Consider the following 21,849-nt stretch of genomic DNA (forward strand, 5'->3'; position numbering starts at 1 on the left):
GCAATGAATGTGGGACATGGAGGATCGCGTTCGGGCCAGGACGCGGTCGGTGGCGTTCGACCCGCCGGTCTGTAGGCAACGAACTAACGTGGAAAGGGCGCGCGAGTTGCGCCATTTCAGCGTTGCGCCACTTCAAATGGCGCGCCGGGCCGCAGGCACAAGTTGGGACGACGGGGAATGGGGCTCCCGCCATGGTTCGGCAGCCGGCGCCCGAAGCGCGGCGGACACCGCGTCTGCGATGTTCGTGGCCTTGAAGAGCAGCGTGACCGCCGCTCCCAGCGAAATGAGGCGCCAGGGCCGAAGCACGGCCAGGACGACGCCTGCGCCGGCCGCATAGGTCACCAGTCGACCCGGGTTGCGCTGCGCATAGCGCTCCAATCCAGGCGTGATGAACTCCAGCGCGGAGCGTGCGGGCTGTCGACGCCACCAGCGTCCCAGGAAGCTTCGAGCGATGGCGGACTCCCCCGGCTCTGTCGCTGCGGGTGGCAACGCCTGGATCACCGGGTCGTCAAGGGCGTTGCTGGTCTGTCGATAGCCCATGGCCTCCAACAATTCGGCGCGCGAGAGCGCCAGCCTGGCCTTCGGACTCAGGACCTCTATCGGATCATTCATCGTTCAATTCCTTTGCAAGACGCAAGACTCTCACGTCGCGTTCGATTTCATCGCTCACACCCTTGACGTCCTCGCGGAGCTTCGAGCGCGTGGCGAGCAACCCTCCCACGAGCGCCCCTACCCATGCCACCGCCGGCACACCCACCAGCGACCAGTGGAAACGGCCCGCCAGAAGTCCCAGCATGACGGCGATGCCGGTGAGGCCCAGCGCCAAGAGCAGGGACACGGCCGCGACAACGCCGGCCACTGCCTGGACCAATAGCCCCTTGCCGACATCCGTCAGTTCGTACTTGAGCAGATCGACATAGTTGGCGAGATGCTGGACGACCAATTCAGGGCGCTTGAGGAGGGCCTTGAAGATGGGATGAATCATTCGGACTCCTCGGACAAAAGCAACGATGACGTCGGCGCGGAACGCCGGGCTGTCGTAAATGTGAGTCAGCGCGCGTAGGGCTTCCCGTACAGGTCGATGCCGGAAAGCGGATGCGTGAATCGGGTGACCGTTGCAACCGCCGTGGTTCTGTCGGCGCGCAGTCCCACAACCGGCCGGTACCGGCGGGCGCATCTTCACTGGGCATGCAGAAGCCCATCGCATGGCACCTGCCATCAGCTCTGCAGAAGCCGACCGGGTCCCATCGATGAACACCACCAGTGTGCAGCGCACCGTATTCTTTGTTTTGCTGGCGGCAGTGTCCATCGGATTCCTGTGGATCCTGCAGCCGTTCTTCGGCGCGGTGATGTGGGCGATTGCCCTGGCCATCCTCTTCAGTCCGCTCTACCGACGCCTGTGCAAGACCATGGGCAAACGCAAGTCGCTTGCCGCGCTCACGACCCTGCTGCTTTGCCTGGTGGTCGTCGTGCTGCCCCTCGCCGCAGTGGGCGCGTCGCTGGTGCAGGACATCTCGGTCCTGAGTGAAAAGATCAAGTCCGGCCAGTTGAACTTCGCGACCTATCTCGAGCAGATCGTCGCCGCCTCCCCGCGCTGGCTGACGGGCCTGATGAACCGGTTCGGGCTGGGCGACATGACGGGCATCCAGCAACGCATCGAGGGTGCGGCGGCCCAGGGCAGCCAGTTGATTGCAGCCCGGGCGCTCAGCGTCGGACAGAACACCTTCGAGTTCGTCGTGAGCTTTGGCGTGATGCTCTATCTGCTGTTCTTCCTGCTGCGCGACGGCGCCGAACTGTCGAAGACATTGCGCGACTCCTTCCCGCTGGCCAAGCCGCACACGCACTACCTGCTCAACAAGTTCACGACCGTGACGCGCGCGACCATCAAGGGCAACGTCGCGGTGGCTGTCGTTCAGGGCGGCCTTGGCGGCCTGGCCTTCTGGTTCCTCGGCGTCCAGGGCGCGCTGGTGTGGGGTGTCCTGATGGCCTTCCTGTCGCTGCTGCCGGCCGTCGGCGCGGCGCTCATCTGGTTGCCTGTGGCCCTCTACCTGCTCGCGATCGGGTCGGTGCTCAAGGGCATCGGTCTCATCGCCTTCTGCGTCGTCGTGATCGGATTGATCGACAACCTGCTGCGTCCCCTCCTCGTGGGCAAGGAAACCCAGATGCCCGACTACATCGTCCTGATGTCCACCATCGGGGGCATCGCGGTCTTCGGGATCAATGGCTTCGTCCTGGGTCCGGTCATTGCCGCACTGTTCATGACGGCCTGGTCGCTCTTCGCCGAAACGAAAGAACCGGAGGCCGAAGCGGATGTCGTGCCTGAACGGGCTCCGGCCGTCGCCGCAGCCGCGCCAATTCCAGTTGCCGCGCCGGCCCCGCCCGGAGAGAGGCCACTGGTATCGCAGCCCTTCAAGCTGCATCGGGTCCGACCCACCGAGCCCGTTCCGGTCACGTGAGTGCACCTGCTTCCCAGCCACGTCGAGAGGTCAACATGAAGCTATCCCAATGGGCCGGTCTCTGCAAGAAGGCGGCGGTGGCTTGGTCGGACGACTTCGCGCCAAGCATGGGCGCAGCCATCTCCTACTACACGATGTTCTCGCTGGCGCCCCTGCTGGTGCTTGTCATTGCGGTGGCGGGCCTGGCCTTCGGGGCCGAGGCCGTCCAGGCGCAGATCGCGAGCCAGCTGTCCGGCATGGTCGGCAAGGAATCCGCCGACGCCGTGCAGGCGATGGTCAAGAGTGCCGCCATCAGCGGCGATGGCATCCTGGCCGCCGCGATCAGCATCGGCATCCTGATCGTCGGCGCGACGAGCGTATTCGGGGAACTTCAAAGCGCCCTGGACCGCATCTGGCATGTGCCTGAATCGAAAAAGCCCAGCGGCATCTGGGGCATCCTGAGGGCGCGCGTGTTCTCGTTCGGGCTGATCCTCGGGCTGGCCTTCCTGCTGATGGTGTCGCTGTCGATCAGCACGGCGCTGGCGGCCTTCGGGAAGTTCATCGGCGGACTGATGCCAGGTCAGGAGATCCTGTTGCAGGTCCTGAACATGGTGGTGTCGATCGGCGTGACGACGGTGCTGTTTGCGATGATCTTCAAGTTCATGCCGACGACCAGGGTCGAATGGCGCGACGTCTGGATGGGCGCGATCGTCACCGCGGTGCTGTTCGAAATCGGCAAGGCCTTGATCGGGCTGTACCTGGGCAAGAGCGGGATGGCGAATGCATTCGCAGGCGCCGGCTCGTTGGTATTGCTGCTGGCATGGGTGTATTACGCCGCGCAGATCTTTCTCCTGGGGGCGGAGTTCACCAAGGTCTATGCGCAGGAGCATGGATCGGCAAGCGCCGAATCGCCTGCGCCGGTTTCCCGAACCGAGCCGGTCGGACCTCAGCGGGGGCTGCGGCCCGACGACGCGCACTTGGCGCGGTCCGCTGAAATCCAGAAGGACGTGGACCTGCGCTTGTCGAAGGCCGCCTCGTCGCTCGTTCCCAAGCTCGCTGCACTGGGCGTCATGGCCGCGCTGGGCATGTTCGCCGACAAGCGGATGAAGGCCATGGAAAAGCAGCGCCGTGCCGCCGCTGCGGCCCTCAAAACCTGAGAACCCGCCTTTTCTTCCGAGTCGCGTGCCTACCGCGACGCCGGGGTTGCGTCACAGCGACGCCGCGACGTCCGCGACCAGGTTGCGCAGCCAGACGTGCGCGGGGTCGTGGCGATAGCGCACGTGCCAGGCCATTTGCATCGGAAACGTACCCAGATCCAGCGGTGCAGGCAGCACCTTCAACCTCGTGTCGCTGGCCAGGCGCCGGCAGATCAGCTTGGGCAGCGTCGCACAGTAGTCCGTGGCGGCCACGATCTCGGGGATCGACATGAAGTGGGTGACCGACACCGCGACGTCCCGCTTGAGCCCCCGCCGCTCCAGCGCCTGGAAAAGGCCCGCGCGCAGGCGCCCACCCGCCGGCAGCAGGTTCACATGCTTCATCCGCTCGTACTGCGCCTTGGTGATCTTCGTGCCGACCTTCGGATGGTCGGCACGCACCACGCAGGCCAGGCCGTCATCCGCGATGTGCTGCACGACCAGGTTGTCCGGCGCGTCGGTGATGCGGCCGAGCACCATCGCCGTGGTACCGGAGGTGACCCCGGTCGCGGTGAGGTCGGCGCCGAAGGGCAAGGTGCGCAGGCGGATGCCCGGCGCCATCTCGCGCAGCCGCGCCGCCAGCGCGGGCACGAACACGAATTCCACGTAGCTGTTCGGCGCGATCGTGATCAGTTGATCCGCGCGGGACGGGTCGAAGGCCTGCTGGCCAAGCACCACGGCGTCCAGCGCAGCCAGTGCCGATGTCAGCGCCGGCGCCAGCGATTCGGCCTTCGGCGTGGGCCGCATGCCGTAGCGCTCCCGGATGAACAGCGGGTCCTTCAGCATGTCGCGCAGGCGATTCAGCGCGTTGGACAGCGCCGACTGGGTCATGCCCAGGCGATCCGCGGCGCGGGTGACGCTTCGCTCTTCCAACAGGGCCACGAAGATGGGCAACAGGTTGAGGTCGTATCGCATGCAGCCATATTGTTGACGATAAATCTGGAATGGAGGAAATACATTGGATCAATTTCTTGTGGACGCCGATCATTCGGCCATTCACAGGAGATCACCATGAACTTGAAGAGCTTCCTTCCCGGCGGACTGGGCTTCGGCACGGCACCCCTGGGCAACATGTTTCGCGCGATTCCCGAGGAGGAAGCACGCGCCACCGTGGACGCCGCGTGGAACGACGGCATCCGCTTATTCGACACTGCGCCGTTCTATGGCGCGGGGCTCGCGGAGGCCCGTCTGGGCGAGGCGCTGGCCGCCCGGAACCGCGACGCGTACGTCATCAGCACCAAGGTCGGCCGCCTCATCCTCGACGAGGTGGAGGACGTCAACGCACGCGACCTCGGAGAGAAAGGCGATGTCTTCAGGCATGGCCGCGCCAACCGGATCGTGAACGACTATTCGGAAGACGCGACCCTGCGCTCCATCGAGGACAGCCTGAAGCGGCTGAAGACCGACCGCATCGACATCGCCTGGGTGCACGACGTCGCACAGGACTTCTACGGTGACGAGTGGCTCGGCGTGTTCGAGACGGCGCGCAAGGGCGCCTTCAAGGCGCTGGACCGGTTGCGCGACGAAGGCGTGATCCGTGCCTGGGGCCTGGGCGTGAACCGGGTCGAGCCGATCGAACTGCTGCTGGGTCTGGAAGGGCCTCGTCCGGATGGCTTCCTGCTCGCAGGCCGCTACACGCTGCTGGACCACGCCCGGGCGCTGCAGCGCGTGATGCCGCAGGTGGCGGCGCAAGGGCTCGGCATCGTCGTCGGCGGCCCGTACAGCTCGGGCGCGCTGGTCGGGGGCCCGAACTTCGAATACGCGCCTGCCACCCAGGAGATCCTTGCCAGGGTGCAGGCCATCAAGGCCATCGCGGAGCGCCACGAGGTGACGATGAAGGCAGCCGGGTTGCAGTTCGCGCTGGCCCACCCCGCGGTCGCCGCGGTCATCCCCGGCGCCAGCCAGCCGGGCCGCATTGCAGAGGACCGCGCCGCACTCGAAGCCGTGGTGCCGGCGGACTTCTGGCGCGAACTGCGCCAGGCCGGTCTCGTGCAGGCGGACGCACCGTTGCCCCACGGAATCTGATCCCTGTCACCGCGACGCCCATGACCCCCAACCCGTTGAGAGACAAACAATGCTGAACGAAGCCTATGAACCGCAGTGCACCTCGACGCAGGTGCATTGCGCCGACGCGCGGCAACTGAGCCGACGTACGCTGACCTTGCTGGCGCTCGCACTCGGCACGTTCTGCATCGGAACGTCCGAATTCGCAAGCATGGGCATTCTTCAGCTGTTCGCCGCCAGCCTGAACCTGGATATTCCCACCGCCACGCATGCCATCGAGGCCTATGCCGTCGGCGTCGTGCTTGGGGGACCCGCCGTCACCATCCTGGCCGCGAAGCTGAACCGCAAGGACCTGTTGCTGGCCTTGATGGCGATCTTCGTTCTCGGCAATGTCCTGTCGGCCGTGGCCACGGGGCTGGGCATGTTCACGCTCGCACGCTTCGTGAGCGGCGTTCCGCAGGGCGCGTATTTCGGCGCCGGCGCGGTGGTCGCCTCCTACATCGTCGGGCCGGGCCAGGGCGGTCGCGCCTTTGCGCTGGTGATGACGGGCTTGACGGTCGCCACCATCGTCGGGTCACCCCTCGCCACGCTGCTCGGCCAGAACCTCGGATGGCGAAACGCCTACCTTGCAGTGTCGGCGCTCGGCGTGGTGGCGTTCCTGGCGCTCTGGGCGTGGGTGCCACGAAGCGCGGCGCTGAACGGTGGGCCCGTCCTGCAGGAACTCCGATCCCTGAACCGGCCCGCGGTCTGGGCGATGGTGGCCGTGGCCGCCCTGGGCGTGGCCAGCATCTTCGCCGTCTACACCTTCATCGGACACTTCGTCACCGACGAGGCATCACTGCCAGACGCATGGATTCCGATCGCGCTGGGCCTGTTCGGCGTCGGCATGACCGCCGGCAATGTCGTCGGCGGCTGGATGGCGGATCGCCATCCGTCACTGGGCGTGATCGCCGGCTTCGGCAGTGCCCTCGTTGCATTGGCGCTGTTGGCGCTCGGCGGTGGAAACCCCTGGATCCTGATGGTGGGCCTGATGCTGGTGGGCGGCACGATGATGATTGCCATCCCGACGATCCAGGTTCGCCTCACTCGCGCAGCGCCGGACGCACCGACGCTGATGGGCGCGATGAACCTGGCTGCCCTCAATGTGGCGAACGCCATCGGCGCATGGGCCGGCGGCCAGACGATCGCGCACGGCAATGGGCTGCTGTCGGCGGTGTGGGCGGGGTTCGGGCTGACCCTCGCGGGCCTCGGGCTGTTTCTCTTCGTGGCGCGGAACCGCTCCGGCAGTCACAGCGCGTACGAAGCTGCGCGCGTGGCCATGGTCCCGAATCTGTCGAAGACCAAACCGGCGGTGCGCCAGGGCTTGAGCTAAGCGCTTTTCCCGCCGCAATGGATCGGCCGAGTCGCCCCTGGGCGGGTCTGTCCTTGGATCACAGCTTGCGCAAGAGAAGCGCCACCGTCGCAATCCCGGCGAGCAAAGCGACGATGGTGGCTGCGACGCTCGAATCGGGCGGCGCAGTGGACTTGGCTGCGGCCTCCGGTTGTTTGGCTGCCGCTGCGGGCATCTGCGACAGCGGATTGAAGATCGCACCACCAGACTCGGGATCCGGTGCAGTTTTCAAGTCCCGTCTCGCTGGCGTCACCGGCGCGCGCCTTGCGGGAGTGTCGTCACTCGCGGCGTTCGGCGCAGTGAATGGATCGACCTCGGCCGCCGAGGCGGGTGGCCCAACAGCCAGGATCACCAGGAGCGATCCGGCCAACAGCAGTGAACTACCTTTCACGGCTTCTGCACACCGGACGCTCGATCAATCCTCATCGCGATCATGGTCGCGATCGCGATCGCGCTCTCGATCGTCGTTCATCCGCTGCGGCACATAGCGCGGCAAGTCCCGATCGTCGAAAGCGAAGACGAAGAACTGGTTCGGGTTGTCGACCATCCCACGCGTGCCGTCGCCTGGAAGCTTGAGCGGATCCGCGATGGTGGCCAGGAAGTCGTTGTCGTTCGCGACAAAGAGCGTGTGCTTGACAACGCCATTGATCGTGACGTCCTGCCCGAACGCGATGCCTTCGATCTTCGACGGGATCAGTCGCGGATCGATGCCCGCGGCAGTCAACTTGGCGACCACGTCGAGGAAAGGCGCCGCGCTTTTCTTCACGGCGTAGCTGCTCAGATCACCCGACACCGCGCTGACGTCGCGCGCGCCGTCGAGATCGATCACGTACAGCTTCTTGATCTTGGCGGCCGACGCGGTGTCGGTCGGCAACGGCGTATCGGCCCTGCCGGATCCGTCGCGCTCGTCCACCAGGAACTCGTGGTTGTTGATCGCGAGAACCTCGCTGACGCCCGAGCCGTCGGTGAGGAGGTACGCATACTCGTGGGTGACGCCGGTATAGGTGTCGAGGGTCACGATGCGCAGGCTTCCCTTCTTGTCCTGCTCGAGAGCGGCTTGCATGAAACCCACCAAGGTCCGGCCGTCGGGCGTGATGGCCAGTCCTTCCATACCCTTGTTGGCGACGCGGCCGACCGGGTTCTCGGCGATCTCGACCGCGCCCTGCGCACTGAGCCTGGTCGCCGCCAGGTTTGCCGGCAGCTTGAAGCTGCGCACCCGCTTGCCGGTCGAACGCTCGAATTCATACACATAGGGGCCGTACTCGTCGGAGACGTACACACGGTCGCCATCGTTGGAGACGCGGATGCCTTCCGGGTCCAGACGCGCGTTGAGCGCATGGGTGGAGGGCTGGGCAGGATCGAAGTTGTCCGATCGACCGGTGAAGTAGAAGCGGCGCGGTCCGTTCAGGGCCGGCGCGCCCGATCCGAGCGGCGTCACGCCATCGATGCGATTGCCGAGCCCCGCGCCGGTCCCGTAGACCAGCGGCGTCGGGCTCGACAGCAGGGTCGTTTTCCTCAAGGTCGGCGTGAGGGTGAAAGGCAGCGCCGAGCCGGCATCGCTCGGTGACAGCGCGAGGCGCAAGGTGTGGAAGCGCACGATGTAGGACGCCGTGTCGTCGACGAGCGGGTTGTAGGGCTTGGCGTTCGGTCCGCGGTCGGGCAACGCCAGGAAGGTCGTTCCTCCCGCATAGGCCAGGCCCGAGCCGATCCCGCCCAGCCGATTGCCCGGGACGCCGTTCTCGAGCGGTGCGGCGGTGCGGGTGGAAAGATCCTCGTAGGCGCCGCTGATGCTGCCGATCGCGATCAGATCGACGCTTGCATGCGCGGCCGGGACCAGGGCCGCGGCGACCAGCGCACACAGCAACGACATCTTGTTGAGCATTGGCTTCTCCAGTGCGCCGTGTTTGGCGTGGGCAGATGCTCGCGGCTCGTCATGACGGTTCTGTGACAGCGCCTTTCAGGTACGGGGCCCGCTGACCGTTGCCTTCGCCTCGGCCAAATAAGGCACCATCGAATGGTGCCGGTACGCGACCTCCCCGATCTCGTCGTAGCTGCAGTTGCCACGCTCGAACGACGACGCCGTCTCGGCCGCGTCCGCCAGTTGGTCGAGCGTCTCCTCGCTCACCAGAAGGTATTCGGACTCGGGCACCTGGTTCTTCAACAGCCGGTGCGCGACGATGATGCTCTTGCCGATGAACTTGGAATGTCCCTTGACCTGCATGGTCCTGGCCGGCCCGAAATGAGCGACGAACTTGAGCGACAGGCAATGGACGCTGGAGCAGGCGCCGCAAGTGCACGTGCGCAGGATCTCGATCCGCTTGATGTGCGAATGGAAGTCCACGAACATCTTCCGTGCCTGCGCCAGTAGCTCGTCCAGCGACGGCGGCGCGCCGGGACGAACGAAAAGCACCGCATCGCCTTCGAACTCGGAAACCTCCAGCCCGAGTTGGTTGGCGTCCACGATCAACTCCAGCAACTCCTGGATGATGTGCTGGCTATGGCTTACCTCGGTCTCGGTCACGAACTTCGTGAAACCGCTGATGTCCGGGATGAAGAAAAGAATGTTGTCGGGGTCTGTCGTCGCCACGGCGCGCTCCAAGGATCTGGATCAGCGCATTCAACCACGCGCCCACACAGGCCAGCCAAAGCAGCGACAAGACCCCGAAGGTAGCCCCGTCTTGTTCCGTGCGTCCCCGGCGGGAGCTCAGAGCGCGCGCAATTCGCGCCGCAGGATCTTGCCGACCGTGCTCTTCGGCAAGGCGTCGACGAACTGGATGTGGCGCGGGATCTTGTAGCCCGTGAGCTCGCTGCGGCAGTGCGCGCCGATCTGCTCGACGGTCAGTTCGGCGCCCGGCCGCTTCACCACGAACAGCTTCAGCGCCTCGCCCGTCTTCTCGTCCGGCACGCCGATGCAGGCCGATTCCGCGACGCCGGGACAGGAGGCGGCGACGGCCTCGATCTCGTTCGGGAACACGTTGAAGCCCGAGACGATCACCATGTCCTTCTTGCGATCGACGATCTTCAGGTAGCCCTGGGCATCGATCTCGCCGACGTCGCCGGTGCGGAAGTAGCCGTCCCGGGTGAAGGCCGAGGCGTTGGCCGCGGGCTGGTTCCAGTAACCGGACATCACCTGCGGGCCCTTGACGCAGACCTCGCCGGCCCGTCCCTCGGGAACATCGTTCCCGTCGTCGTCGAGCAGGCGGACGTCGGAGCCGGGCATGGGCAGGCCGGTCGTTCCGTTGAATTCCTCGATCGACGCCGGATTGAAGGACACGACCGGCGAGGTTTCCGAGAGGCCGTAGCCTTCGCGAATGAAATGGCCGGTGACGGCCTTCCAGCGTTCCGACGTCGCGGCCTGCACCGCGGCCCCGCCGCCGCCGGCGAGGCGAAGGTTCGAGAAGTCGACTTCCGCAAGGCGCGGATGCATGGCAAGCCCGGCATAGAGCGTGTTCACCCCCATGAAGGCGGTGGGCCTGGCTTCCTTGAACACGTCGATCAGTCCGTCGATGTCGCGCGGGTTCGCCACCAGCCAGTTGTCGGCGCCGGCCGAGAAGTAGGTGAGGAAGTTCACCATCAACGCGAAGACGTGATAGAGCGGGATCGCGGTCACGATCACTTCATCGCCTGGAACCAGCAAGGGCGTGACCACGGCCTTGAACTGCTCCGTGTTGGCCACGAGGTTGCGATGCGAAAGGCATGCGCCCTTCGAGAAGCCCGTGGTACCGCCCGTGTACTGCAGGAACAGGAGATCGTCGCCGGAGAGCGCCACGGGCCGGCGCTGCATCGTCATGCCTTCGCGCAGGGCGTCGGCAAAGTTGTGGGTGCCGGTGAGCCGCGCATCGATCGGCGGCGCCTGCACGTCGGCCGCACTGCCGTCGCCGGGCGCGACGGTGATCACGGTCTTGATGCCGGTCCTGTCGATGACCTGGGCCAGCGTCGGCGTCGATCCGTTGAAGATCACGATGACCTCGGCCCCCGCATCGTTGAGCTGGTGTTCCAGCTCGCGCGGCGTGTAGAGCGGGTTGACATTGACCTGCACCGCGCCGGCGCGTGCGATGCCGATGAAGGCGATCGGGAAGGCCAGCAGATTGGGCATCATCACCGCGACGCGATCCCCGCGCTGGACGCCAAGCCGTTGCTGCAGCCACGCCGCGAACGCGGCGGAGAGGCGGTCGACGTCCGCGTAGCTCAGTGTCTGGCCGAAGGAGCGAAAGGCCGGCTTGTCGGCGTAGACCGTCATCGCGTCTTCGAGCAGATGAACCACGGAAGGGTGGCGATCCGCGTCGATGGTGGCGGGCAGGCCGAGCTTGCTGTAGGTGTCGAACCAGGGGCGGGAAGTCATGGTGATTGCTCCAGAAGTTTTGTTGCCGAACTGGCGTCGATCGTAGGGAACCCGGGCTGCCGCGTCAGTGGTCGAAGCGGCCAACTTCTTTGCTTTGAAGCGCCAATCGGCGCCCCGGCTCAATGGGTCGTGTGCAGGCTGCGCCGGTCGGCTTCGGAGCGCGCGCGATACTGGCCGGGCGACATTTCGAACCAGCGCTTGCAGGCGCGGTGGAGGTTGCTCTGGTCGGAGAACCCGAGCAGGTACGCCGTCTGCGCCAGGGAGAGGTTCGGCTGGCGCAGGTACTGTTGCGCAAGGTCCTTGCGCGTGCCGTCCAGCAGCTGCTGGAACGAGATGCCTTCGTCGTGAAAGCGCCGCTGCAGCGTGCGCTCGCTCATGCAGAGGATCCCGGCGACATCCTCGCGCCGCGGCTCGCCATCGGGCAGCTTGCGGATGATGACGTCACGCGCCCGCAGGCTGATGCGGTCGCTGCGCAGGCTTTCCAGCCGCTCGGTGGCGTAGCGGTCGTGCATGCTGGCCAGCATGTCGTTGGAGGTGCACAGCGGTTGCAGGAGGTCTTCGCTCGCAAAAAGCATCCGGCACCCCGGTGCATCGAAGCGAACCGGGCAACCGAAGGCGCGCTCGTGCTGCGTCGGATCCGGCGGCGCGGGATGAGCGAACTCGACGGCCAGCGGCGCCAGCCGGCGACCCGAAATCCAGTGGAAGTAGTTGAGCAGCGCCAGCAAGTCGAATTCGAAGCGCTGGCGCGGCACCGGCCGGTCGCCGCCGTACAGGTCGAAGGTGAGCGCGTAGCCTTGCGGCACCTGGGCCAGACCGGTGGTCGCCGCCTCGCTCACGATGCGCGTGTAGCGCACCATCCGCTCGATGCCGGCGAGCAGGTGGGGCGAGGCCATCATCGCGTAGCCCACCACGTCGAGGTTGACCGGCCTCACCGCCGAGTTGGGCGACAGCGAGATCCCGGGGTTGGCCGAAACGCGCACCGCCTCTTCCCAGACCCGGCTCATGGATTCGGTTGCCATGCTTTCGGCGGCGCCATCCAGGGTCTCCTCGGGCAGTCCCGCGGACCGGCAAAGCAGGTGCAGGTCGATGCCTTGCGCGCGAAGGAAGTCGCCCACCGCCCGCACCCAGGCTCCAGCCGTCGTGTTCCTGCTCATTGCGCGCTGTCTCCGTTTCCCGATTTTTCTGGCCTGGCGCGCCGCATCAGGTCAATGCCAGCGCTGCAAAGCCATAAATCTGGCCGCGCCGGGCAATGACGTTGCGCAAGGCAATTCCTAGCATACCTCTACCCGACAACCCGCCTCAAGAGCACCTACGGAGACCGCCATGGACACCACGCGCTATGCAATGGACACCCTGCCGCAATGGATCGGAAAGGAACTGGGCGTCTCGCCCTGGACCACGATCGACCAGCCGCGCATCGACGAATTCGCGCACTGCACCGGCGACAACCAGTGGATTCACACCGACGTCGAGCGGGCCCGCCGGGAAAGCCCCTTCGGCGGGCCCGTGGCGCATGGCTATCTCACGCTCTCGCTGCTCGCAGGCGCAGCCGGCGACATCGGCATCGCGCCGGCCGACGCCGTCGCCTGCTTCAACTACGGCCTCGACAAGGTGCGCTTCATCGCGCCGGTGAAGTCCGGCGCCCGCGTGCGCTGCCGCATCACGCTGGCCGACGTCGCCGACCAGGGCAAGGGACGCCGCCTGATCCGCATGAACAACACGGTGGAGATCGAGGGCCAGGAGAAGCCGGCCCTGATCGCCGAGACGCTGGCCGTGCTGGTCGGCGCAGCCTGAACGCATCCCCAACCTTCGGAGCCAAAGCATGAACAGCACCACCCCCCGCGGCAACGCCGCCGGCACTGGAACCACCCGGAAACCGAACCGCGCGGCGCCGGTTGCCCGCAAGCGCGCACAGATGAAGCCCCGCGCCCGGCCGTCGGCGCAGGCCCTGACGGTGCCGGCGGATCCGACGCAGGCCGCCGACACCAAGGCCACCGTGCAGGAGACCATCGACCGGCTGGCCGAGGTCGCCTCGCGCTCGACGCTGGCGATCAATCCGCTGATCGGCGTGCGCCTGGCCGATATCGGTGCGGCCGCGCAGACGCTGGTGGGCAGCGCTGTCAGGCAGCCAATCTCGGCGGCGCGTCACTGGGGCGCCTATGCCCTGGAACTGGGCAAGGTGGCGACCGGCCGGTCGACGCACGCGCCCGAGGACAACGACAAGCGCTTCGCCGACCCGGCATGGCGCAGCAACGCCGTGCTCAGGCGCCTCGTGCAGGCGCACGCGGCGACGTCGAGCGAACTCGGCCGCTTTATCGGCGACAGCAAGCTCGACGCCCGCGACAAGGCGCGCGCGCAACTCGTGGCATCGATGTACGTCGACAGCATTTCGCCGAGCAACACCCTGCTCCACCCCGGCGCGCTGAAGAAGGCGATCGACACGGGCGGCGCGAGCCTGGCCCGGGGCGTGAAGAACCTGGTGCACGACTTGCGCCACAACCACGGCCTGCCGTCCTCGGTCGACAAGTCGAAGTTCGAACTCGGCCGCAATCTCGGGCTGTCCGAAGGCCGGGTGGTGTTCAGGAACGAGGTGCTCGAGCTGATCCAGTACGCGCCCCGCACGTCCGAGGTGTACGCCCGGCCGCTGGTGATCTGCCCGCCGCAGGTCAACAAGTTCTACGCGATGGACCTTTCGCCGGAAAAGAGCCTGGTGCAGTTCGCGGTGAAGAATGGCATCCAGCTCTTCGCAGTGAGCTGGCGCAACCCGACGCTCGAACATCGCCACTGGGACATGTCGACCTACGTGCAGGCGCTCGACGAGGCGGTCGACGCCGCCCGGCAGATCACCGGCAGCCCGGACATCTCCCTCTGGGGCGCGTGCTCCGGCGGCATGACCGCCGCGTCCTACCTGGGCTGGCTTGCCGCGACCGGTCAGAAGAAGGTGGCCAACATCGTGAGCCCCGTCTGCACGCTCGATCCCGAGCTGACGCGGGACACCGCGATGGGCCTGCTGGTCTCCGAGCAGAGCTTGGCGCTGCTGCGGGCCAACGTGAAGCGCAAGGGCTACGTCGACAGCGCCGAACTCGCCCGCGTCTTCGCCTGGATGCGGCCCAACGACCTGATCTGGAACTACTGGGTCAACAACTACCTGCTGGGCAATGACCCGCCGGCCTTCGACATCCTCTACTGGAATGCGGACACCACGCGACTGCCGGCCGCATTCCATTCCGACCTGCTGGACATCATGGAGCGCAGCCCGTTCGTGAACGCCGGCGAGATGAAGGTGCTGGGCGAGCCGATCGACATGCGCAAGGTGGATGTCGAAGCCTACGTGGTGGCCGGCATCACCGATCACATCACGCCGTGGAAGGCCTGCTACCCCACGGCGCGCATCTACGGCCCGAAGAGCACCTTCACCCTGGCCAACGCGGGGCACCTGCAGAGCATCATCAACCCGCCGGGACAGGCGAAGTCCTTCTTCCTGACCGGCCAGGTGGGCGGCGAAGACTGCGATGCCTGGGCGGCCGGCGCGCAGCGCGTCGACGGCAGCTGGTGGCCGCACTGGATGGACTGGATGCATGCGCGTTCGGGCGGCCGCGTGCCGGCGCCGAAGAAGCTGGGCAGCCGGGTGCACAGGCCGGGTGCCGCGGCGCCGGGCGACTATGTGCTGGAGGCCTGAGTGCGTCGCATGGCCCATTCCAAAGCACAAGATCCGGACACCCGCGTCGCGTCCGCCGTCGAACGCCTCGATGAGGCCCGACTCGACCCCGTCACCGGGCTGCATGTAGGCACGGTGCGCATCGGCCGCCAGACGTTGCGCGTCGGCATCCGTCCGGGCTCGGGCGGCCGGCCGCTGCTTGCCTTCAACGGCATCGGTGCCAACCTCGAACTGGTGGGGCCGCTGCTTGCGGCGTTGGATGGGATCGAGACACTCGTCTTCGACGTGCCCGGCGCCGGCCAGTCGCCGCCGCCCAAAGGTCCATACCGCCTGTTCTGGCTCGCGAGGATTGCAGCGCGGCTGCTCGACCACCTGGGCTACGCACAGGTCGACGTGCTGGGCGTCTCCTGGGGCGGCGGCCTGGCGCAGCAGTTCGCGATCCAGTACCCGGCGCGGGTCGGGCGGCTCATCCTGGCGGCCACGTCGATGGGCGGCATCACCATGGTGCCGGGCCGTCCCGGCGTGCTGTGGAAGATGATCAGCCCGCGCCGCTACACCGACCGCGGCTACATGCGCCGGGTGGCGCCCGACATCTACGGGGGCAAACTGCGGCGTAGCCCCCAGGCCATCGAGCACTTCACGCGGCACGCGCGCGGCGGCCACCCACGCGGCTACCGCTACCAGATGCTGGCCATGCTGGGCTGGAGCAGCCTCCCCTGGCTCTGGCGCATCCATCACCCGACGCTGATCCTGGCCGGCAATGACGATCCGCTCGTGCCGCTGGTCAATGCGCGCATGCAGGCCTTGCTGATGCGCCATGCGCGGCTTCATGTGGTGGACGACGGCCACCTCTTTCTGCTGACGGGCGCGCAACAGGTCGCGCCGGTCATCCAGGCATTCCTCACCGAAGGCAGCGTGCGCGGCACGTCGGGCAGGTCGGCGCGTCCTGCCGAAGGCTGAGAGGCGCGGCTCAACGCGCCGTGGGCTTCCACTGCCGCGCCCAATGGCTCAGAGGCGTCAGCGCCACGCTCAACTTGCGCCCCTCCTCGGTCAGGCCATAGCCCCCCTCGTCATGCGCCACCAGACCCAGTTCCCTCAGCTCCGCGAGCCGGGTGTTCAACAGGCTGGAATTGGTCTCGCACGCCTCCTGCAGCGCGCGGAACGTCAGCCGCTCGGCGCGAAGTTCCCAGAGAATCCGAAGCGTCGAGCGTCGACCCAGCAGGTCCAGCGCCACCATGATGGGGCGACCGGTCTTCGAACCGCGCACGGGGGCGCCAGGCTTCGGAACAGTCATGCTTTACTTTTCAGAGCGGGATCGATAGAGTCGGTGCTTTAGAAAATGTAGCAGACGCTCGAGGTCGAACCATGACTGCTCGCATCGCTCCTGCAGAGCCGCCCTTCGCCGCCGGCATCCAGGCCGCGCTCGACGGGCTCATGCGTGGCAAACCGCCCCTGCTGCTCTTCACGACGCTCGCCAGGGACCCTCGCCTGTTTCACAAGTTCTTCGCGGGCGGGCTGCTCGACCGCGGCAACCTCACGCTGCGACAGCGCGAGCTCGTCATCACGCGAACCACGGCACTGTGCAGCTCGGAATACGAATGGGGCGTGCACATCGCGCTGTTCGCCGCGCACGCCGGCTTCGACGAGGCCCAGGTCGTCTCGCTGGCCTCGGGGCGCCCGGGGGATTCCTGCTGGAGCGTCGAGGACAGGCTGCTGCTCGAGCTTTGCGACATGCTGCATGGCGAGTGCACGATCCACGACGCGCTCTGGGCGTCGCTGAAGTCCGCGTTCAGCGACGAGGCGATGCTCGAACTGCTCCTGCTGGCCGGTTTCTATCGCACCGTCAGCTATCTGACCAACGCCTTGCGCCTGCCCGCTGAGCCGGGCGCGGCGCGCTTTCCCGTTCCGGCCGCCCAATAGAACGCTCAGGCGCAGGAGCGATGGCGCTACGGGGCCGGCGCCGTCAATTCGCTTTCCTGCAATGACTCGACGATCGTTCGCACCAAGGGCCGGTAGCGATGCGCGGGCCCGGCATAAGCCACGACGAGGGTGCCCGGCGCCACCGGCGACGTCGCGGGCAGCAAGCGCAGCTGGCCACTCTCGACCTCGTTGCGCACCATGGCGGTCGGGAGCACGGCGGCCCCCTGACCGGCCGCCACCAGGCGCGCCATCAGCGTCAACGAGTTGCAGGTGCTCATGCGCGCGGGTTCGATGCCGGCGGCGTCGAACCAGTTGCGGATGGCCCGGTAGATCGTCGACGGCTCCGGCATCGTGAGGATCGGGACATTGCGCAGGTCCGCAGGCTTGAGCGCGCGATGGGGAAGCTTCAACTGCGGTGCCGCGAACCATGCAAGTTCGATCAGGCCGACCGCCTCGACGGTGACCGCGTCGCTGACCTGCGGGTCCGTCAGCACCGCGACGTCCAGTTCGCTGGCATTGAGCTTTCGATTGAGCGCGGCGCCCACGTCGAGCGTGAGTTCGACCTTGAGCTCCGGATAGCGGGCCACGAAGCGCGGCAGGAGGCTCGGCAGGGTCATCAGCGCGACCGATTCGACCGCTCCCAGCCGCAACAGCCCGCGCAGGCTCCGCCCGCTCTGGCTGTGCGCCGCGATGTCGTCGCTGAGCTTGAGCATGCGGTCCACCGGCTCGACGATGCCGCGCCCCCGCGCGGTCAGTTCGGCACGCTGGCGCGTGCGATGGAAGAGCCTGGTGTCGAGGGTGGCCTCGAGTTCGGCGATGCGCGCCGAGATGGTGGGCTGCGTGACGTGCAGGTGGCGCGCCGCCGCATGAAAACTGCCGAGACGCGCGATCCAGTAGAAGGCTTCGAGCTGGGCGATGGAGGCGCGCATGATCAGAAAATCTTATCACCGGCACGCCGATTTCCGATTACCTGCCCGACCCGCCGCCCTCCTAAAGTTGCGCCCAGCACGCCCCGTTGATTCCCGGGGCCTATCACGAAGGGCAGCATGCAACAGATCGGATTCGACGTCGGCGGGACCTTCACCGACCTGGTGGTGACCGATGCGAAGGACAACATCCGGACGCTCAAGGTCCTCTCGACGCCCCACGACTACAGCGAGGGCATCCTGGGCGGCATCGCCCGGATGGTCTCCGGCGGGGTGCTCGCGCCGGCCTCGGTCGAGCGCATGGTCCATGCCTTCACGGTCGCCACCAACGCCCTGCTGACCCGCACCGGTGCCAAGGTCGGCCTGATCACCACGCGAGGCTTTCGCGACGTGCTCGAGATCGGCCGCCTGCGCATGCCCCGGCTCTACGACATGGAGTGGGACAAGCCCGTGCCGCTGGTGCGCCGCAGCCTGCGCCTCGAAGTGAGCGAACGCCTGTCGGCGACGGGCGAGGTGGTGACAGCCCTCGACGAGGACGATGCCGCCCGCGCGATCGACTCGCTGGTGGCGTCCGGTGTCGAATCCATTGCGATCTGCCTGCTGCACGCGTACGTCGATCCCCGCCACGAGCGGCGCCTGCTCGAAATCGCGCGCCAGCGCGCACCGCAACTGGTGGTCTCGGCCTCGCACCAGGTCCTGCCCGAGATCCGGGAGTTCGAACGCACGAGCACGACGGTCGTGAATGCCTTCGTGAAGCCGGTCGTCGACGCGTACCTGGGACGGCTCGAACGCGGCCTGGAGGCCGCACGGGTCACCGCGCCGCTGATGATCATGCAGTCGGCCGGCGGCGTGATGAAGGCGGGCACCGCCCGGCAACTGCCCGCGTACTGCATCGAATCCGGCCCGGCCGCGGGCGCGGTGGGCGCGGCGGCACTTGGCAAGCTGCTCGGCATCGCCAACATCATCGCGTTCGACATGGGCGGCACCACCGCCAAGGCCTGCCTGATCGAGAACGGCGAGCCGCGGCTGACCGCGGAGCTGGAGGTCGGCGCCGCGCTCAACGCCGGCCAGCGACTGCTGAGCGGAGGCGGCTACGTCGTTCGCGCGCCGGCCATCGACCTGGCCGAAATCGGCGCCGGTGGCGGCAGCCTCGCGTGGATCGATGCCGGCGGCGCCTTGCGCGTCGGACCCCGGAGCGCGGGCTCGGTGCCGGGCCCCGCCTGCTACGGTCTCGGCGGCGACGTGCCGACCGTCACCGACGCGAACGTGGTGCTCGGCTTCCTGAGCCGCAGCCATCTGCTCGACGGGGCAATGCCGATCGACAGCGCCGCGGCCGAGGCCGCGATCCGTCGGCACATCGCGCAACCGCTCGGCATCGAGGTCCATGAAGCCGCGCACGGCATCCACGCGGTGGCCGATGCCACCATGGTGCGCGCGGTGCAGGCCGTGACCAGCGAGATCGGCCGCGCGCCCGGTGATTTCACGATGGTCGCCTTCGGCGGCAGCGGACCGGTGCATGCGGCCTCGCTCGCGCTGCACGCGGGCATCGCCCACATCGTGGTGCCGCCGGCACCGGGCGTGTTCAGTGCCTTCGGCCTGCTGTTCACGCGCATCGAGCACCGGCTCGTGCGCACCTGCGCGATGGACGCGGACAGCGCCGACCTGGAACGCATCGGCAACCTGCTCCACCTGCTGCGCGCCGAGGCCGACGAGCTGATGCATGCCGAAGGCGTCGCGCCGGCCCACAGCGAACTCACGCACCAGCTCGACCTGCGCTACCGGGGCCAGAGCTCGGAGATCGCGGTGCCCTTGCGCCTGCCGATCGAGCCCGCGTCCATCGCGGTGGCCACGAAGGCTTTCCACGAAGAGCACGAGCGCACCTACGGCTACTGCAGCCCGGACGAGACCGTGCAGATCGTCAACCTGCGCCTGCGTGTGCGCTCGCGCAGCGGCGGCACGGCGGCGGTAAATGCCGAGAGCGTCAAGCCCGCGCTGGCGCCGTTGCGCAGTGGCGCACTCGGCAGCCGCAAGGTCTACTTCGGCGCCCGCTGGGGATGGCAGGACACGCCCATCATCCGCCGGACCGGCCTCGCACCCTGCCACGGGCCGCTCGTGATCGAGGAATACGACACCACCGTCGTGGTGCCGCCCGGTGCACGCGCCCATCTCGACGACACCGGCAGCATCCGCATCGACCTGACCCCCATCCTGTGAGCACCATGACCCCCTCCCGCGACCCGATCCGGCTCGAACTGCTCAAGAACGCCTTTGCGGCGATCTCCGACGAGATGGCCGCCACCGTCGTGCGCACCGCGCGCTCCTACGTGATCAAGGAGGCGATGGATTTCTCCACCGGCCTGATCGACGCCCAGGGCCAGCTGATCTCCCAGGGCCTGTGTCTGCCCATGCACATGGGGTCCTTTCCGCCGACCGTCGCGACGGTGCTCGAACGCTTCGCGGGCGACATGCACGAGGGCGATGTCTACATCACCAACGACCCGTACACCGGAGGCGGCACGCACCTGCCCGACATCTACGTCTTCAAGCCCATCCACCACGACGGCGAGCTGCTCGGCTTCGCCGCGGCGATCGGCCACCAGACCGACATCGGCGGTCGCGTGGCGGGCGGCAACGCCTGCGACAACACGGAGATCTTTCAGGAGGGCCTGCGGATCCCGCCGGTGCGGCTGTTCGATCGCGGCGTGCTCGACGAGGACCTGATGGCCATCCTGCGGCTGAACGTGCGCCTGCCGGACAAGGTGCACGGCGACGTGATGGCGACCGTCTCGGCCTGCACGCGCGGCGAACGCGCCATGCAGGCGCTGGCGCGCCAGTACGGCACGGCGGTGCTGCGCGAGGAGATGGCGCACCTGCTCGACTACACCGAGCGCATGACGCGCGCCGCGTTCGAGGAACTGGCCGACGGCGAATGGCGCTTCGACGACTTCCTCGACGACGACGGCTTCAGCGAAGACCCGATCCGCATCCGCTGCCAGCTGCAGAAGAAGGGCGGCACATTGAAGGTCGACTTCACGGGCAGTTCTCCGCAGGTGCGCGGCTCGATCAACCTGCCGTTCTCGATGACGCAGTCGTGCACCTACGCCTGCGTGCGCTGCATCCTCGATGCCGGGCTGCCCACCAACAGCGGCTTCATGCGGGCGATCGAGGTCTTCGCCACGCCCGGGTCGGTGGTCCATCCCACGACGCCGGCGCCGGTCGCGGCGCGCGGCCTCACGGCAATGCGCACCACCGAGGCGATCTGGGGCGCGCTCGCGCGCATGCTGCCGTCGAAGGTCTTCGCCTGCGGCGCCCAGGGCGACTTCGGCGTCACGATCGCGGGCTACGACGCCCGGCACGAACCCTTCGTGCTGCTCGAATTCCTCTTCGGCACCTGGGGCGGCCGGCCGGGCAAGGACACCAACGACGGGCTCTCCTCGCTGGCCGTCAACTACTCGAACTCGCCCGTCGAGGTGGTCGAAGGCGAGCAGCCACTGCGCATCGAGGCCTACGGCTTCCGCACCGACTCGGGCGGACCCGGCAAGCACCGCGGTGGCGTCGGCATGATGCGCAGCTATCGCCTCACCGGCGTGCCCGACGCGGTGCTGCAGGTGCGCAGCGACCGCCAGAAGTTCCGGCCCTATGGGCTGCAGGGCGGGCATGACGGTGCCTTCGCCGCCAACTACCTGAGCGGCAACGGCGGCGAGCGCAGGCAGCTGCCCGGGAAGTTCATGCGCACTTTCGAGCGCGGCGAACTGTATGAGGCGGTGCTCGCGGGCGGCGGCGGCTGGGGGGATCCGCTGGAGCGCGATCCGCACGCCGTGCGCGAGGACGTCGTCGACGACAAGGTCTCGCGCGAAGCGGCCCTGCGCGACTACGGCGTGTGTCTCGACGACGACGGGCGCGTCGACGCGGCCGCCACGCTGAAACGGCGCCAGTTCATGCGAGACTCCCGCCGGCCCGCGGGCCGGCCCGGCGACTGAC

The 21,849-nt window shown here is 67.3% G+C and carries 20 protein-coding genes; 10 read left to right on the forward strand and 10 right to left on the reverse strand.

What is annotated here, in order from left to right; all coding sequences use genetic code 11:
• Window positions 1-132 precede the first annotated feature (132 nt).
• Both ACSFBL_RS02595 and ACSFBL_RS02600 read right to left on the reverse strand, forming a co-directional pair.
• On the reverse strand, window positions 133-612 hold the full coding sequence (locus ACSFBL_RS02595) for a hypothetical protein (RefSeq protein ID WP_435514175.1): 480 nt from the start codon (window positions 610-612) through the stop codon (window positions 133-135).
• Window positions 605-985, reverse strand: coding sequence for a hypothetical protein (locus ACSFBL_RS02600; RefSeq protein ID WP_435514176.1), 381 nt, complete (start codon window positions 983-985; stop codon window positions 605-607). The genes ACSFBL_RS02595 and ACSFBL_RS02600 overlap by 8 nt, the downstream gene beginning before the upstream one ends.
• 265 nt (window positions 986-1,250) lie before the next feature.
• Here ACSFBL_RS02600 and ACSFBL_RS02605 point away from each other — a divergent pair, with 265 nt between their 5' ends.
• Complete coding sequence (locus tag ACSFBL_RS02605; RefSeq protein WP_435514177.1) at window positions 1,251-2,456, forward strand: AI-2E family transporter; 1,206 nt, start codon at window positions 1,251-1,253, stop codon at window positions 2,454-2,456.
• Window positions 2,457-2,491: 35 nt separating this feature from the next.
• Entirely contained in the window at window positions 2,492-3,592 is a 1,101-nt protein-coding gene (locus ACSFBL_RS02610) for a YihY/virulence factor BrkB family protein (protein WP_435514178.1), read from the forward strand.
• A gap of 51 nt (window positions 3,593-3,643) precedes the next feature.
• Here ACSFBL_RS02610 and ACSFBL_RS02615 read toward each other — a convergent pair whose 3' ends face one another.
• Window positions 3,644-4,543: a LysR family transcriptional regulator gene (locus ACSFBL_RS02615; RefSeq protein ID WP_435514179.1), complete on the reverse strand. Its 900-nt coding sequence runs from the start codon at window positions 4,541-4,543 to the stop codon at window positions 3,644-3,646.
• A gap of 96 nt (window positions 4,544-4,639) precedes the next feature.
• Here ACSFBL_RS02615 and ACSFBL_RS02620 point away from each other — a divergent pair, with 96 nt between their 5' ends.
• Both ACSFBL_RS02620 and ACSFBL_RS02625 read left to right on the forward strand, forming a co-directional pair.
• Window positions 4,640-5,653: an aldo/keto reductase gene (locus ACSFBL_RS02620; protein ID WP_435514180.1), complete on the forward strand. Its 1,014-nt coding sequence runs from the start codon at window positions 4,640-4,642 to the stop codon at window positions 5,651-5,653.
• 49 nt (window positions 5,654-5,702) lie between these two features.
• Window positions 5,703-7,004 (forward strand): MFS transporter, encoded by a 1,302-nt coding sequence (locus ACSFBL_RS02625; RefSeq protein WP_435514181.1) that lies wholly within the window; start codon window positions 5,703-5,705, stop codon window positions 7,002-7,004.
• Between the two features lie 58 nt (window positions 7,005-7,062).
• Here ACSFBL_RS02625 and ACSFBL_RS02630 read toward each other — a convergent pair whose 3' ends face one another.
• The 5 genes from ACSFBL_RS02630 to ACSFBL_RS02650 form a co-directional block, all read right to left on the reverse strand.
• Window positions 7,063-7,254 (reverse strand): hypothetical protein, encoded by a 192-nt coding sequence (locus ACSFBL_RS02630; RefSeq protein WP_435514182.1) that lies wholly within the window; start codon window positions 7,252-7,254, stop codon window positions 7,063-7,065.
• A gap of 183 nt (window positions 7,255-7,437) precedes the next feature.
• Window positions 7,438-8,904, reverse strand: coding sequence for an esterase-like activity of phytase family protein (locus tag ACSFBL_RS02635; protein WP_435514183.1), 1,467 nt, complete (start codon window positions 8,902-8,904; stop codon window positions 7,438-7,440).
• Between the two features lie 75 nt (window positions 8,905-8,979).
• Window positions 8,980-9,609 (reverse strand): DUF2652 domain-containing protein, encoded by a 630-nt coding sequence (locus ACSFBL_RS02640; protein ID WP_435514184.1) that lies wholly within the window; start codon window positions 9,607-9,609, stop codon window positions 8,980-8,982.
• Between the two features lie 117 nt (window positions 9,610-9,726).
• Complete coding sequence (locus ACSFBL_RS02645; RefSeq protein WP_435514185.1) at window positions 9,727-11,364, reverse strand: AMP-binding protein; 1,638 nt, start codon at window positions 11,362-11,364, stop codon at window positions 9,727-9,729.
• A 119-nt stretch (window positions 11,365-11,483) separates the two neighbouring features.
• Window positions 11,484-12,518, reverse strand: coding sequence for an AraC family transcriptional regulator (locus ACSFBL_RS02650; RefSeq protein WP_435514186.1), 1,035 nt, complete (start codon window positions 12,516-12,518; stop codon window positions 11,484-11,486).
• A gap of 169 nt (window positions 12,519-12,687) precedes the next feature.
• On the opposite strand from ACSFBL_RS02650, the gene ACSFBL_RS02655 reads away from it, so the two are divergent.
• From ACSFBL_RS02655 to phaZ, 3 genes are read left to right on the forward strand one after another with little or no spacing between them, the layout of a single operon-like run.
• Window positions 12,688-13,158: a MaoC family dehydratase gene (locus ACSFBL_RS02655; protein WP_435514187.1), complete on the forward strand. Its 471-nt coding sequence runs from the start codon at window positions 12,688-12,690 to the stop codon at window positions 13,156-13,158.
• 28 nt (window positions 13,159-13,186) lie between these two features.
• Window positions 13,187-15,043, forward strand: a complete 1,857-nt coding sequence (locus ACSFBL_RS02660; RefSeq protein WP_435514188.1) for an alpha/beta fold hydrolase — start codon at window positions 13,187-13,189, stop codon at window positions 15,041-15,043.
• A gap of 9 nt (window positions 15,044-15,052) precedes the next feature.
• On the forward strand, window positions 15,053-15,982 hold the full coding sequence (gene phaZ / locus ACSFBL_RS02665) for a poly(3-hydroxyalkanoate) depolymerase (protein ID WP_435514189.1): 930 nt from the start codon (window positions 15,053-15,055) through the stop codon (window positions 15,980-15,982).
• A gap of 10 nt (window positions 15,983-15,992) precedes the next feature.
• On the opposite strand, the gene ACSFBL_RS02670 is transcribed toward phaZ, so the two are convergent.
• Window positions 15,993-16,316, reverse strand: a complete 324-nt coding sequence (locus tag ACSFBL_RS02670) for a winged helix-turn-helix transcriptional regulator (protein WP_435514190.1) — start codon at window positions 16,314-16,316, stop codon at window positions 15,993-15,995.
• Between the two features lie 71 nt (window positions 16,317-16,387).
• Here ACSFBL_RS02670 and ACSFBL_RS02675 point away from each other — a divergent pair, with 71 nt between their 5' ends.
• Window positions 16,388-16,942, forward strand: a complete 555-nt coding sequence (locus tag ACSFBL_RS02675; RefSeq protein ID WP_435514191.1) for a carboxymuconolactone decarboxylase family protein — start codon at window positions 16,388-16,390, stop codon at window positions 16,940-16,942.
• A 26-nt stretch (window positions 16,943-16,968) separates the two neighbouring features.
• Here the strand turns inward: ACSFBL_RS02675 and ACSFBL_RS02680 are convergent, their stop codons facing one another.
• Window positions 16,969-17,871: a LysR family transcriptional regulator gene (locus tag ACSFBL_RS02680; RefSeq protein ID WP_435514192.1), complete on the reverse strand. Its 903-nt coding sequence runs from the start codon at window positions 17,869-17,871 to the stop codon at window positions 16,969-16,971.
• A 117-nt stretch (window positions 17,872-17,988) separates the two neighbouring features.
• Between ACSFBL_RS02680 and ACSFBL_RS02685 the strand changes: the two genes are divergently transcribed.
• Window positions 17,989-20,082: a hydantoinase/oxoprolinase family protein gene (locus ACSFBL_RS02685; RefSeq protein WP_435514193.1), complete on the forward strand. Its 2,094-nt coding sequence runs from the start codon at window positions 17,989-17,991 to the stop codon at window positions 20,080-20,082.
• Window positions 20,083-20,087: 5 nt separating this feature from the next.
• Window positions 20,088-21,848 (forward strand): hydantoinase B/oxoprolinase family protein, encoded by a 1,761-nt coding sequence (locus ACSFBL_RS02690; RefSeq protein WP_435514194.1) that lies wholly within the window; start codon window positions 20,088-20,090, stop codon window positions 21,846-21,848.
• Window position 21,849 lies beyond the last annotated feature (1 nt).

It is taken from the genome of Variovorax glacialis, from assembly GCF_051216375.1.
Lineage (GTDB): Bacteria > Pseudomonadota > Gammaproteobacteria > Burkholderiales > Burkholderiaceae_C > Variovorax.

Bases quoted from the DNA above. Each gene is read 5' to 3' on its own strand.
- ACSFBL_RS02610 (WP_435514178.1), top strand. From the start codon at position 2,492: ATGAAGCTATCCCAATGGGCCGGTCTCTGCAAGAAGGCGGCGGTGGCT.
- phaZ (WP_435514189.1), top strand. From the start codon at position 15,053: ATGGCCCATTCCAAAGCACAAGATCCGGACACCCGCGTCGCGTCCGCC.
- ACSFBL_RS02615 (WP_435514179.1), bottom strand. From the start codon at position 4,543: ATGCGATACGACCTCAACCTGTTGCCCATCTTCGTGGCCCTGTTGGAA.
- ACSFBL_RS02670 (WP_435514190.1), bottom strand. From the start codon at position 16,316: ATGACTGTTCCGAAGCCTGGCGCCCCCGTGCGCGGTTCGAAGACCGGT.
- ACSFBL_RS02595 (WP_435514175.1), bottom strand. From the start codon at position 612: ATGAATGATCCGATAGAGGTCCTGAGTCCGAAGGCCAGGCTGGCGCTC.
- ACSFBL_RS02635 (WP_435514183.1), bottom strand. From the start codon at position 8,904: ATGCTCAACAAGATGTCGTTGCTGTGTGCGCTGGTCGCCGCGGCCCTG.
- ACSFBL_RS02625 (WP_435514181.1), top strand. From the start codon at position 5,703: ATGCTGAACGAAGCCTATGAACCGCAGTGCACCTCGACGCAGGTGCAT.
- ACSFBL_RS02645 (WP_435514185.1), bottom strand. From the start codon at position 11,364: ATGACTTCCCGCCCCTGGTTCGACACCTACAGCAAGCTCGGCCTGCCC.
- ACSFBL_RS02620 (WP_435514180.1), top strand. From the start codon at position 4,640: ATGAACTTGAAGAGCTTCCTTCCCGGCGGACTGGGCTTCGGCACGGCA.
- ACSFBL_RS02650 (WP_435514186.1), bottom strand. From the start codon at position 12,518: ATGAGCAGGAACACGACGGCTGGAGCCTGGGTGCGGGCGGTGGGCGAC.
- ACSFBL_RS02680 (WP_435514192.1), bottom strand. From the start codon at position 17,871: ATGCGCGCCTCCATCGCCCAGCTCGAAGCCTTCTACTGGATCGCGCGT.
- ACSFBL_RS02655 (WP_435514187.1), top strand. From the start codon at position 12,688: ATGGACACCACGCGCTATGCAATGGACACCCTGCCGCAATGGATCGGA.
- ACSFBL_RS02605 (WP_435514177.1), top strand. From the start codon at position 1,251: ATGAACACCACCAGTGTGCAGCGCACCGTATTCTTTGTTTTGCTGGCG.
- ACSFBL_RS02675 (WP_435514191.1), top strand. From the start codon at position 16,388: ATGACTGCTCGCATCGCTCCTGCAGAGCCGCCCTTCGCCGCCGGCATC.
- ACSFBL_RS02600 (WP_435514176.1), bottom strand. From the start codon at position 985: ATGATTCATCCCATCTTCAAGGCCCTCCTCAAGCGCCCTGAATTGGTC.
- ACSFBL_RS02660 (WP_435514188.1), top strand. From the start codon at position 13,187: ATGAACAGCACCACCCCCCGCGGCAACGCCGCCGGCACTGGAACCACC.
- ACSFBL_RS02685 (WP_435514193.1), top strand. From the start codon at position 17,989: ATGCAACAGATCGGATTCGACGTCGGCGGGACCTTCACCGACCTGGTG.
- ACSFBL_RS02690 (WP_435514194.1), top strand. From the start codon at position 20,088: ATGACCCCCTCCCGCGACCCGATCCGGCTCGAACTGCTCAAGAACGCC.